Source organism: Pseudomonas sp. R11F, from assembly GCF_050312575.1.
GTDB classification, from domain to species: domain Bacteria; phylum Pseudomonadota; class Gammaproteobacteria; order Pseudomonadales; family Pseudomonadaceae; genus Aquipseudomonas; species Aquipseudomonas palleroniana.
Window position 1 is genome coordinate 60,349 of the sequence record NZ_JBNPJU010000075.1, and the last position, 11,962, is coordinate 72,310.

An 11,962-nucleotide genomic window follows, 5' to 3' on the forward strand; every position below is an offset into this window, starting at 1 on the left:
CCCGATAGGCCGCGCAGCGGCCTCAAAAAGGGGCCTGCTACGCAGTCCATCGGGAGCAAGTCGAATCATCGCACCGCCCCTCCCACAGTGACCGCGTTAATCCTTAACTGACTGGCATTAGAGCTTGCCCCCTTCCACATTTTTGGGCGGCATCAAGGCAGGAAAATGATCTTGTCCGCACTGCCGCTGTTCACTTGCTCATAGCACTGGACGCCCTCGGCCAACGCCACTTCACGCAACCCTGTCGGCAGTGGCAGCGAGCCTTCATCAAAGAAGCGCCCAAACTGCTCCAGCATCACCGCGCACTGCTCACAGTTGTAGAGCAGCGAATTGATACCCACCACCGAGCCCCCCTTGCGGTACAACGCCAGGGCCGGCAGTTGCACGTGACCGTCGACCGGCGCGGCGATGATTGCGATGCGCCCGAATGGCGCCAACCCCGCGACCGCAGCCGGCAGCCAAAAACCGGTGGTATCGAAGATCACATCCGCCCCGCCCTCGAACACCGCATTGACCTGCTTGCCCAATGCTTCGGGTTGCGCCAGGGCAATCGCATCAACCCCTTGCGCCTGCAGTACCTCGACCTGATCGGCCTTGCGCACCGCCGCCAGTACCTGGGCACCGCGAATTTTCGCCAGGGCCAACGCCGCGCTGCCGACAGCACCGTTGGCGCCAATCACCAACACGCGCGTGCCTTTGCCGACACCACTGCGCTCCAGGGCATCCCAAGCGGTGGTGTACGGCACGCCAAGGCTGGCGGCCTGGGCAAAACTCAAGTGCGTGGGTTTGTGCGCGACGCCCTTGGCCGACACGGTGAGGTACTGTGCGTGAGACCCGTCGGCAAAAAAGCCAAGGTCACGGCCGGTGCCCCAAACCGCCTGGCCGACCAACGCTGGCGGGCCTTCCACCACGACACCGGCAAAGTCCCGTCCGGGAATACGCGGCAAGGTGGTGTAGGGAAAACGCCCGAGCACGTTTTTCACATCACTGGGGTTCAGGCCGGCCGCTTTGACCTGGACCAACACCTCACCCGCAGCCGGCACCGGTTGGGCGACCTCAACGAAACTCAGGGCGGCCAGGTCGCCCGTGGCGGAAAATTGCAATGCTTTCATGGCCAATATCCATCGAAGGGAAAGAATAAATCAGGACAACCAGGCGCTCAGCCACTCACGCCCCATGGGCCAGAGCTTTTCACCGAGCAGCATGCCCATCAGGCCCACCAGGGCAATGGCGGGCGGTGCGGGGGAGCGAAAGTCCAAGGCACCGTAGATCAGGCCGACGAGCAGGCCGATGGCGAGGGAAGCAAAGTAGTTCATGACGTTCACGCCTGGCGAGTTGATGGGCTCAGTGTAGTGAGCCCATCCCGGAAGCATCGGCCAAGTGCTTCAGGATTTCGGCCAAGCCTCAGCCGACATAGTGCGACGGCGCCACGCCGAGTTCGCGTCGGAACATGTCGCTGAAACTGCTGGGTGAATAGCCCAGGGAGCGGGCGATGCCGCTGACCGATTGGCCCTGGATCAGCTCGGCCACCGCCGTGGCCAACTGCACTTGCCGACGCCACTCGGCGAAGCCCATGCCCAGATGCTGCTGGAACAACCGCGCCAGGGTGCGCACACTGGCACCTGCCGCCTCGGCGTGTTGCTCGAAGGGAATCTCCAGCGACGGCGCCGCCATCACCGCCTGGCAGGCGCTGATCAGCCGCCGATCCGCTTGCGGCGGCATGGCGATGCGGATCTGCGAGCGGCGTGCCCGTTGCAGTTCCAACAGCGCCAGGCCGACCACCGCATCGTAATACGCCGAATCGCCGCTATCGCCTTGCTCGACCAGGCTGACGATCAACTCACGCAGCAGCCCACCGACTTCAATCACCTGCACCTGGCTGTCCAGTGTCGCGGCCAACGCCGGGCGCAGGTAGATATTGCGCATCTGCAGGTCCGAGACCACGCGAATCCCATGCTCCACACCCGGTGGCAGCCACACAGCGCGCTGCGGCGGCACAACCAAGGCTTCACGGGGCGTCTCGACCCACATCACGCCGCTCATGGCGTAGAGCAACTGCCCCCAGTCATGGCTGTGCGGCTCCACATACAAGCCTCGCGGGTACGTGCGTGCCAGGGGTTGCACGGGGACGGCATGATCAGTCAGGTCGGGGGGAGCGGCCAGGGCCATGGGGTGCACATTCAGTCAAGGGTGAGCGGCCATGGTAATGACCGCCACCCGATAATCCGAGAGGATTTTTAACCGAGCGTATTCAAGCATGCGCCGACTTGGCGCATTCACAGCCGGTCGACGAGGCGCACGGCTCGCCATGGGCATGGTGCTCGGCACAGCCTTCGCAGCAATAGCCCTTACCGTCCTTCATCACCGCATTTTTACCCAGTACGCATTTGCAATGTGGGCAGGCACAGGTGTTATCAGCCATGGTCAGACTCCTTTTACATGGTCGTCTCGGCGCAGCGGATGCCGCACCTTAAACAGTGACTGCCGGCAAGCAAGCAGGGTTCAGCGCCGTTAGTCGACCTGGCTTCTGTTGCTGCGATACATAAACACCAGGGCCAGGGCCAGCAGCACCATCGCCAGGATCCGGCTGCCCGACAGTTCGATGGCCGGGTTGCCCAGCCAGCCGAAATTGTCGATCAGCATGCCCATGCCCAACTGGCCGACGATGACCGCCACCGTCGCCACTGCCGTGCCGACCACGGGCACCGCGCCGACCATCACGATCATGTACACCACGCCGAACAAGGCGCCGGTCAGCTGCCATTTGGGCACATCCAGCAAACTGACGGCATGGGCCGGTTCGAAGAAGAAAACCAACAATGCCGTGACCAGTGCGCCGACCGCGAAGGTCAGCAAGCTGCTGCGCAATACGCCCACCGACTGCCCCAGGCGACCGTTGATCGCCGCCTGCACACTCAGCACCGCACCGGCGGCGATCACCAGTACCAATAATAAAATCAGGTTCATCGCCTTACCCTCGTGCAATCAAGATCAATGCCGCCACAATCAACGCCAGCGCAATCCAGCGCTCGACATTGACCCGCTTGCGTGCGGTGCCGAACCAACCGAAATGATCGATCAACACGCTCTTGCCGACCTGACCCGACAAGATCGCGATCATGGTCATCGCCACCCCGATGTGCGGCGTGGCAAGCGTCAGCACCACCACGTAGATCGGCCCCAGGAACCCGCCGATCAATTGCCAGCGCGGCAGCCCGGCCAGCGCCGGGCCTTTTTGCGGGCCGCTGAACAACAGCAGCAAAAACAGGATCGCCGAGCCGACGCCAAAAATACTCAAGGTCGCCCATAAATGGCCGACTTGAGCCCCCAGCGGCCCCAACAGACCGGCCTCCACCGACAAGCCCATGCCCGCCATGATCACCAACGGCAACAACAGCAGCCGCAATAGGTTTTTTTTCGGCCGGGCCTGCGCCATGGCCGCAGTAGAACTGGCTTGCATACATCACCTGCGCTTCAGAAAAGGAAACATGGCGCGCATTATCCGGTGGCCGTCCTGTGCGATAAATGGGAGCATGCTGACAACACCTTTGCGCAATACGCACAGCCAGGGATTACCATGCAGGGTTTGAATGAACTGAGTTTCAAGGCGTTGCGCCTGTTTGTCGCGGTGCTCGACTACGGCAGTTTTTCCGCAGTGGCGCGCCGCGAAAGCCTGGCGCCCTCCTCCATTTCCCGGCAGATCCAGTTGATGGAACAGGCCCTCGGCCAGCAACTGCTCTACCGCCACACCCGTGCGGTCAGCCCCACCGAGGCCGGGCGCCTGCTCGGCCAGCATGCACGCGTGATGCTGGAGCAACTGGAAGCCGCCGGCCAAGCCCTGCAGGAACATGAACGAGAGCCCAGCGGCCTGGTGCGCATCAATGCGCCGATGGTGTTCGGCCAGCGTCACCTGTCCCCATGGCTCGGCGAGCTGTGCCGGCGCTACCCGAAGTTGCAACTGGAAATCCAGCAAACCGACACCTACGTCGATCCGTTGCAAGACGGCACCGACTTGCTGTTTCGCATCGGTGTGCTCAACGACTCCAGCATGCAGGCACGCATCTTCGCGCCCCAACGCTTTCGTATCGCCGCCAGCCCCGCTTACCTGGCCCGCCATGGCACGCCGAGCCACCCTGATGAACTGGTCAAGCATCAATGCCTGGCCTACAAGGGCGTCACCGGCCAGCAACGCTGGTTCTTTCGACGCGCCCCAGGCGACTGGACACCCTATAGCGTCAAAGGCCCCATCACCGGCAACCATGCCGACACACTCACCCACGCCGCCGAACAGGGCCTGGGGCTGGTGGTGTTCCCGTCCTGGCTGATTGGCGAGAGCTTGCGCGCCGGCACCTTGCAGGCGGTGCTCACCGACTACGAAGTGGCGACGACCCTGGAGCCGCAACAGATAGCCGCGCTATGGCCCGGCGGCCGACGGCTGTCGCTGAAGGTGCGCACGGTGATTGATTATTTTGTGGAGTGTTTTGGACGGGAGCCGTATTGGGATCGGTGATTCAGAACAACCACTGCCCAATCAACCACGCATTCGCCCCACTGATCAGCGCAAACAGGAACCACGCCAGTAACCGCGTGGGCAGCCGATTGACGAATGGCCCCATCAATTGCTTGTCATCGGTCATGCGGATCAGCGGGTAAAGCGCGAACGGCAACTGCAGGCTGAGCACCACCTGGCTAAGGATCAACAGCTTGCCGATGGCCTCGTCCCCCATCAGCCACACCCCGAGGAACGCCGGGATCAGCGCCAGCCCACGAGTGATCAACCGTCGCTGCCAGCACGGAATGCGCAGGTTGAGGTAACCCTCCATGATCACCTGCCCGGCGATGGTGCCGGTGAAGGTGGAGCTTTGCCCGGAGGCCAGCAGGGCGATACCGAACAGGATACTGGCGAAAGCACCACCCACGAGTGGGTCCAGCAGGTGGTAGGCGTCCTGGATCTCGACCACATCGGTATGGCCGGTCTTGTAGAACGCAGCCGCCGCCAGCACCAGGATCGCGGCGTTCACCAGCAATGCCAGGGCCAGGGAGCCAATGGTGTCGATACGGGCCAGCTTGACCGCATCCTGTTTGCTGGCGAGGTCCTTGCCGATCAACCGGGTTTGCACTACGGAGGTGTGCAGGTAGAGGTTATGGGGCATCACCGTAGCGCCCAGGATGCCGATGGCCAGGTACAGCGGCGCCGCTTCGCTGATGGCCGACAGCGACGGAGTGAAGCCGCTGAGCACGTCCGGCCAGTAAGGCTTGATCAGCACCAGCTCGATAAAGAAGCACACGCCGATGGTCGCCACCAGCGCCAGCATGATTGCCTCCAGGCGGCGGAACCCTCGGTTTTGCAGGGCCAGGACCAATAAGGTGTCGAAGGCGGTGATGACGATGCCCGTGGTCAGCGACACGCCCAGCAGCAGGTGAAACGCCAGGGCGCAGCCGAGCACTTCGGCGAGGTCGGTGGCGATGATGGAGATTTCCGCCAGCACCCACTGGGTGCGTGCAGAGCGCCGGCTATAGCGCTCGCGGCACAACTGGGCCAAGTCTTTGCCGGTGGCGATACCCAGCCGCGAGCACAGGCATTGCACCGCCATGCCGGCCAGGCTTGCCAGCAGGACCACAAACAACAGGCTGTAGCCGTAGCGCGAACCGGCCTCGATGGCCGTTGCCCAGTTGCCCGGGTCCATGTAGCCGATGGAGATCAACAGGCCGGGGCCGGCGAACATCAACATCCGCTTGAAGAACGAAGCCTTGGGGTCGACGGCAACGGAGCCTGCCACTTCCGGCGGGCAGAACGGGGCGGTAGCGATTTTCGGCAGGCTGAATTTCACGCGGCATTCCAGGCAGACAACACAAGACAGGCGTGCAGCTTAGCAGTCGGACGCAACCGTGCGCATCACCGTTTCCCGGGGCAGGTCAAACGCTTCGACCACTTGTACCGCCAGGTCCATTTCCTGGTTGAGAGCCTCACGCTCCATGCGCTGGCGAATCATGCCGACCACCAGCACCGCCAAGGTGGTGATCGAGTAAGCCGGGCCGGAAAATGCACGCACACCGCTGACCAGCAACATCGCCGCCGCCAGCACCTGGCCCACCACCGGAATCGCGGTGGCCGCGCCCCGGCGCAGGATAAACCCGGTGAGCCCCGCCAATGCGGTACCGCTCAACGCGGTGGTCGCCGAACGGCCCAGGTCGAAGCGGGTGAGCAACCCCTGCTCTCTTTGGGCGGCCGCCTTGAGTTCAGCGTCGAAAGCCTGCCGGTCGGCGCCGCTCAGTTTGTCTTTGTACTGCTCGATCAGTGTTTGCGCGACCTGCGCCTCGATCTCCGCCAGTGCCACGGACTCAACCGGCTCATCGAACTTGATCCCCAGCCGTTGAGCCACATCCTCGGCTATCTGGCGATAACCCACGCCATGGCCGCGGGCCAGGTTCATGAAGCTGTCACCGCCCATGCGCTGCAACTCGATGGCCAGTTTCAGCGGTTCACGCACACTGGCATCGATTGAGGCGCTGCGCTTTTGTGCCATCAGCTCAGCGAGAAATTTCAGCTCTTCCGGGCGCGCCTGCACCAATGCCGGGAACAGCGCCACGTCCTCTTCGGCGAACCGCACCTCAGCGCTACGCTGGTCGGCGCGGATCAGGCCGCGCCGCTCTTGCAACAGGTCGGTGTACTGCACCACCGTCTGCAATTGCGGCCAGTAGGCGGCGTGATCGAAAGTCGGCAGATGCACATTGGTGACCTTGGCCTTCAACGCCGGTGTGACCTCAATGGCATAGCGACCAATGCAGCGCTCGGTATCCGGTTTTATCGCCAGTGCCCAGTCCTTGCTCGAGTGGCAGTTGATCACCCGCCCCTTGAACGGCACCGACACCTCCTCCCACGGGCTGGACGTACAGATCGCCCCGCCCATCAGCAGCAGATTATTCAACGGCAACTCTCGGGCGACCTGCGGGCTGGCCAACACACTCTTGACCAGGATGCGCGCGCCGAGGGAATGGCCGATCAGGTTGATACGCCGCACCGGCAGCGCTTCAGCACGCAGGTAGCCGGCCAGCTCGGGCAATAAGGTCTTGGCCACTTCATCGACACGCGCCTCGACACTTTTGTAATGATCGAGGAAATAGGCAATCGCCTTGCCCACCCCCACCGTCGCAGCGCCCACGCCGCCACCGCCGAGCATCGAGGCGAGCACATCCTTGAAGGGTGCGAACAGGTTTTCCAGGAAATGCCCCGCCGGCCAGAACAGCATCAGATTGGTGGAGCCTTCGATACTCGCCAGTTGTTGCTTGAAACTGCCCAGTTGCTGGCGATTGAAGAACGCCGAATAACCGTGAACGTAGAGATTGAGCACCTCCCCCTGGGGCTCGCCGCACAGCAAAAAGGTGGGCTTGCGGGTACGATGCATTTCATCCCACTGGTGTTGCATGGGCCGGTGACTCCTGGTGACGATGGGCGGCGATAGTAACAAAGCATGGCGCTGACAAAGGTGAATCCTGACCGGCGTGATTCAGAACAACGCCGCTGCCTTGGATTTAGCCAGGTAACGTGCCGGGCTCTCCCCTAAGTTGCGGCGGAACACCGAAGTGAAGGCGCTGGAGCTGCTGAAACCCAATGCGAACGCCACCTCGGTAATCGACGCACCCTGGCTGAGCCGAGCCGTAGCCTCCAGCAGGCACACCTGCTGGCGCCACGCCACAAACGTCATGCCGGTGCTTTCGTGGAAGTTGCGGGTGAAGGTGCGTCGGCTCATGTTCGACCAATCGGCCATTTCGTCGAGGCAGACTTTCTGCGTCGGTGCGTCCACAAAACGCTGGCAGGCTCGCGCCAGGCGCGGCTCCACAGGCAACGGGGCGCTGAGGGAAAGCTCCGGCATGGCGCCGATCTCATCGATCAGCAGCGTCAGTAAACAGCGTTGTCGCACGCCAAGCGACGCGCGCGGCTCAATCGCTAACGCCGCTTCCAGCAAATGCCTGAGCAGGGGCGACACTTCGAACACCTGGCAACGTTCCTGCAAACCGGCTTGCCCGGCAGCGTCATCGTCGAGGTAGGTGTTAAGCATCACCACATCACCGCGCATGTGCATTTCGTGGGCCACACCGCCCGGCACCCAGATCGCCCGCTGCGGTGGCACCACCCAACTACCGAGTTCAGTAAACATCTTCAAGGCACCGCTGGAGGCATAGGCGAACTGGCCGCGCGAGTGCGTATGCCGCTCGAATACGGTGCCGGACGGATACTCGCGCAGGGTGACCACTGCTTCGGGGTCGTTGTTATCAAAGGTCGGAATCATGGCCCGATATTGTCAAAATATGGCCTGACATAGCAAGCGGGCCATTGCATGACGCTCTAGGATTTCCCCCTTTGAACCCGCCCAGGAATACCCATGCCCAAGAAACATCTCGCTCTTGCCCTACTCGTCACCTTCGTCTGGGGGCTGAACTTTCCGATCACAAAACTGGGTCTGCGTACCATCGACCCCTTTGTACTGACCGGTATCCGTTTTGCCCTCGCCGCCTTGCCAATGGTGTTTTTCATCCACCGCCCCGCCGTCAAATTCCGCTATGTGGCCGCCTATGGCGTCATCTTCGGGCTGGGCATGTGGGGCATGATCAACTATGGCATCCAGGTGGGCGTGAGCACCGGGATTGCCTCGCTGCTCATCCAGCTCAGTGTGTTTTTCACACTGGGTTGGGGCTACCTGCTGTTCAAGGAAAACATTCGCCGAGTGCAGTGGATCGGCGCGTTGCTCGCATTGATCGGGCTGGCAGGGATCATCGCCACCCAGCAAGGCGAGCATGCCGTGGTGGGCGTGTTATTGATCGTGTTCAGTGCACTGGCCTGGAGCCTCGGCAATGTCATCATCAAGCTATCGGGAGTGAAGGAAATCTTTTCGTTCATGGTGTGGGCCAGCCTGTTTCCACCGATTCCACTGTTCCTCATGGGCGGGTGGTTGCACGGCAACGCGGCGTTCGCAAGCTTAGCCACTGGCCTGGACTCGACCGCTGTAGCATCGATTTTGTTTCAGGTCTACCTGGCCACGCACTTTGCCTACTGGGGCTGGAATTCCCTGCTCAAAACGTACCCCGTGTCCACCGTAGCACCGCTGTCGTTATTGATCCCGGTATTCGGGATTACCAGCTCGATGTTGATCCTGGGCGAACGCATTGCCATACCCGATCTGATCTTCATCGCGGTCATCATCATCGGCCTGGCAGTCGGGCTGTACCGCAAACCGATTGTGCGGATAGGTGGCGAAACGACAGTGTGCCCACAGAAAAGCCATTGAATTAAATGGTATTAATAGTTTCGCAAATCCCGTGCAAGAATAAGATTACAGCCAACACCCACTGATATTTCGCTGCAAAAGTACAAGTTTCCCAATGTAAAAAAACGCTCTAATGCGCCCCGTAGATTCATGCTTACTGATCCTGGAGTTCTCCATGCCCCATGAAGGCAACCTGTTACAAGCAGCCGTGGTGTTCCTGCTCGCCGCCGTGCTGACCGTGCCTTTGGCCAAGCGTCTGCAACTGGGCGCGGTGCTGGGCTATCTGTTCGCTGGCGTGGTCATCGGCCCCTCGGTGCTGGGCCTGGTGGGTAACCCGCAAAGCGTGGCGCAGTTTTCGGAACTGGGCGTGGTGTTGCTGTTGTTCATCATCGGCCTGGAACTGTCGCCCAAGCGGTTATGGGTGATGCGCAAGGCGGTGTTCGGCGTCGGCCTGGCCCAAGTGTTGCTCACCGGCCTGGTCATGGGCGTGGTGGCCCTGTGGCTATTTGGCCAGGCGTGGAACAGCGCGATCGTACTCGGCCTGGGCCTGGCGCTGTCCTCCACCGCCTTTGGCCTGCAGAGCCTGGCCGAGCGCAAGGAACTCAACCAACCCCACGGGCGCCTGGCCTTTGCGATTCTGCTGTTCCAGGATATTGCCGCGATCCCGCTGATCGCCCTGGTGCCACTGCTGGCCGGTAGCGACCACCCCACCACTGAAGCCCAAGGCTGGCAGCATGTACTGCAAATTCTCGGCAGCATCGCCGTGGTGATCATCGGCGGGCGTTACCTGCTGCGTCCGGTGTTTCGCATCGTGGCCAAGACCGGCCTGCGTGAAGTGTCCACCGCCACCGCGTTACTGGTGGTCATCGGCACCGCCTGGCTGATGGAGCTGGTCGGGGTGTCCATGGCCCTCGGCGCCTTCCTCGCCGGCCTGCTGCTGGCGGATTCGGAATACCGCCACGAACTGGAGTCCCAGATCGAGCCGTTCAAGGGCCTGCTGCTGGGCCTGTTTTTCATCAGCGTGGGCATGGGCGCCAACCTCAGCCTGTTGCTCAGTTCGCCGTTGGTGGTCATCGGCCTGACCCTGCTGTTGATCGGCCTCAAACTGCCGCTGCTATACGCAGTCGGGCGCCTGGTGGGCGATCTCAACCGCGAAAGCGCGCTGCGCCTGGGCGTGGTGCTGGCGGCGGGCGGTGAGTTTGCCTTCGTGGTGTTCAAGATCGGCCGTGACCAGGGCCTGTTCGAACCGCACCTCTACGATGTGCTGGTGCTGACCATCACCCTGTCCATGGCCGTGACGCCGCTGTTGCTGCTGGTCTGCCCCAAGCTGTTCAAGCCCAAGGTCAAACCGGTGGAAGTGCCGGAGGAATACCGCACCATCGAGAGTGATGCGCCACGGGTGGTGATTGCCGGCATGGGCCGCATGGGCCAGATCGTCGCACGTATCCTGCGGGCGCAGAACATTTCGTTCATTGCACTGGACACGTCGGTGGAAACCATCGAACTGACCCGCAGTTTCGGCGGCATGCCGGTGTTCTATGGCGACCCGCAGCGCCCGGAGATCCTGCACGCGGCCAAGGTCGACCAGGCCGAGTTCTTCGTGATCGCCATGGACGACCCCGAGATCAACATCAAGACCGCCGAACTGGTGCGCAACCTCTACCCGCACATGAAGATCATCGCCCGTGCGCGTAACCGCCAGCACGTGCACCGTCTGGTAGACCTGGACGCCTCGCCCGTGCGCGAAACCTTCTATTCCAGCCTGGAAATGAGCCGCCACACCCTGGTTGGCCTCGGTTTGAGCCAGGCCCAGGCCGACGCCCGCATCACGCGCTTCAAAAACCACGACCTGCAAGTCCTCGCCGCGCAACATGCGGTATACGACGACGCGGCCAAGGTGATGCAGACCGCCCAGGAAGCTCGCGCAGAACTGGCGCGGCTGTTCGAGATGGACCGGCTTCAGGAAGAGTCCGATAAGGTGTAGGGCTGTCGATGAACGATCTTGCGAATTTTCTGACAGAATACGCCGCAATTTCGTTCATCACTGGAGCGCTTCATGGCCACTTTCATCAAGACCGCCGCCCTGCTGGCCCTCGCGCTTACCGCCGGCAGCGTATTCGCTGCCGGCAAACCGACCACGCAAACCATCTCGACCCTGGGCGGCAAATTCACCTTCAGCCTGCCTAAGGCCTACATTGCCGACACGCTGCCTTCCGGCAAGGCAGAGGATGGTACCGCCGACACCCAGGGCACGCTGTACGCCAACGCGACCACAAAAAGTGTGGTGATCGTCGCCGAAACCGTACGCAACGATGGAGCTACGATCAAGGATAACGACGCGCAATTCCTCGACGGCGCGGTGGCCGACTTCGTCAAGGACCAGAGCGCCGCCCTGCCCGACTTCAAGAAGCAAAACGAGAAAAAACTGACCTTCAAAGGCCTGGGCCTGCGCCAAGTGGACAGCACTGCGACCCAAGGCGGCGGCAAGACCTTGAACTCGACCTTTCTGGGCGGTTCAGGCAACCATTTGCTGGTGATCCAGGCGATCTCCCGGGCGGATGATGTGAAGGGGCACGAACAGTTGGTGAAGCAAATCACTGGCGGTAAATAACCCAATCGACCAAACACTACAAAACCCATGTGGGAGCGGGCTTGCTCGCGAATGCGGGGTGTCAGGCACTTCATCTGCCCCTGAT

General features: G+C 61.8%; 13 protein-coding genes. 4 read left to right on the forward strand and 9 right to left on the reverse strand.

Features of this window, described 5'->3' with window-relative positions; translation table 11 throughout:
* Positions 1-152: 152 nt before the first annotated feature.
* The 6 genes from ACQRBV_RS24055 to ACQRBV_RS24080 all read right to left on the reverse strand — a co-directional run bounded on the left by ACQRBV_RS24055 (position 153) and on the right by ACQRBV_RS24080 (position 3,460).
* Complete coding sequence (locus ACQRBV_RS24055) at positions 153-1,112, reverse strand: quinone oxidoreductase family protein (protein WP_060755358.1); 960 nt, start codon at positions 1,110-1,112, stop codon at positions 153-155.
* A 30-nt stretch (positions 1,113-1,142) separates the two neighbouring features.
* Positions 1,143-1,316, reverse strand: coding sequence for a DUF1427 family protein (locus ACQRBV_RS24060; protein WP_081087031.1), 174 nt, complete (start codon positions 1,314-1,316; stop codon positions 1,143-1,145).
* 88 nt (positions 1,317-1,404) lie between these two features.
* Positions 1,405-2,169 carry an AraC family transcriptional regulator gene (locus ACQRBV_RS24065; protein ID WP_060755359.1) on the reverse strand — a complete coding sequence of 255 codons (765 nt, stop codon included), beginning with the start codon at positions 2,167-2,169 and terminating at the stop codon, positions 1,405-1,407.
* Between the two features lie 82 nt (positions 2,170-2,251).
* Positions 2,252-2,422 carry a metallothionein gene (locus tag ACQRBV_RS24070; RefSeq protein ID WP_060755360.1) on the reverse strand — a complete coding sequence of 57 codons (171 nt, stop codon included), beginning with the start codon at positions 2,420-2,422 and terminating at the stop codon, positions 2,252-2,254.
* Between the two features lie 89 nt (positions 2,423-2,511).
* A complete protein-coding gene (locus tag ACQRBV_RS24075) occupies positions 2,512-2,967 on the reverse strand; it encodes a DMT family transporter (protein WP_060755361.1) in 456 nt (151 codons plus the stop codon).
* Positions 2,968-2,971: 4 nt separating this feature from the next.
* Complete coding sequence (locus ACQRBV_RS24080; RefSeq protein WP_060755362.1) at positions 2,972-3,460, reverse strand: DMT family transporter; 489 nt, start codon at positions 3,458-3,460, stop codon at positions 2,972-2,974.
* Positions 3,461-3,577: 117 nt separating this feature from the next.
* On the opposite strand from ACQRBV_RS24080, the gene ACQRBV_RS24085 reads away from it, so the two are divergent.
* Positions 3,578-4,510, forward strand: a complete 933-nt coding sequence (locus ACQRBV_RS24085) for a LysR family transcriptional regulator (protein ID WP_411984615.1) — start codon at positions 3,578-3,580, stop codon at positions 4,508-4,510.
* A 1-nt stretch (position 4,511) separates the two neighbouring features.
* Here ACQRBV_RS24085 and ACQRBV_RS24090 read toward each other — a convergent pair whose 3' ends face one another.
* The 3 genes from ACQRBV_RS24090 to ACQRBV_RS24100 form a co-directional block, all read right to left on the reverse strand.
* The gene (locus tag ACQRBV_RS24090) at positions 4,512-5,831 is read right to left on the reverse strand and encodes an Nramp family divalent metal transporter (RefSeq protein WP_244698465.1); all 1,320 of its coding nucleotides are present in this window, start codon (positions 5,829-5,831) and stop codon (positions 4,512-4,514) included.
* 39 nt (positions 5,832-5,870) lie between these two features.
* The gene (locus tag ACQRBV_RS24095; RefSeq protein ID WP_411984616.1) at positions 5,871-7,427 is read right to left on the reverse strand and encodes a DUF726 domain-containing protein; all 1,557 of its coding nucleotides are present in this window, start codon (positions 7,425-7,427) and stop codon (positions 5,871-5,873) included.
* Positions 7,428-7,508: 81 nt separating this feature from the next.
* Positions 7,509-8,291, reverse strand: a complete 783-nt coding sequence (locus tag ACQRBV_RS24100; protein ID WP_104993368.1) for an AraC family transcriptional regulator — start codon at positions 8,289-8,291, stop codon at positions 7,509-7,511.
* Positions 8,292-8,384: 93 nt separating this feature from the next.
* On the opposite strand from ACQRBV_RS24100, the gene ACQRBV_RS24105 reads away from it, so the two are divergent.
* The 3 genes from ACQRBV_RS24105 (at position 8,385) to ACQRBV_RS24115 (ending at position 11,877) form a co-directional block, all read left to right on the forward strand.
* Complete coding sequence (locus ACQRBV_RS24105) at positions 8,385-9,287, forward strand: EamA family transporter (RefSeq protein WP_104993367.1); 903 nt, start codon at positions 8,385-8,387, stop codon at positions 9,285-9,287.
* 154 nt (positions 9,288-9,441) lie between these two features.
* Positions 9,442-11,250, forward strand: a complete 1,809-nt coding sequence (locus ACQRBV_RS24110) for a monovalent cation:proton antiporter-2 (CPA2) family protein (protein WP_411984617.1) — start codon at positions 9,442-9,444, stop codon at positions 11,248-11,250.
* A gap of 72 nt (positions 11,251-11,322) precedes the next feature.
* A complete protein-coding gene (locus ACQRBV_RS24115) occupies positions 11,323-11,877 on the forward strand; it encodes a hypothetical protein (RefSeq protein ID WP_090371765.1) in 555 nt (184 codons plus the stop codon).
* Positions 11,878-11,962: the final 85 nt, after the last annotated feature.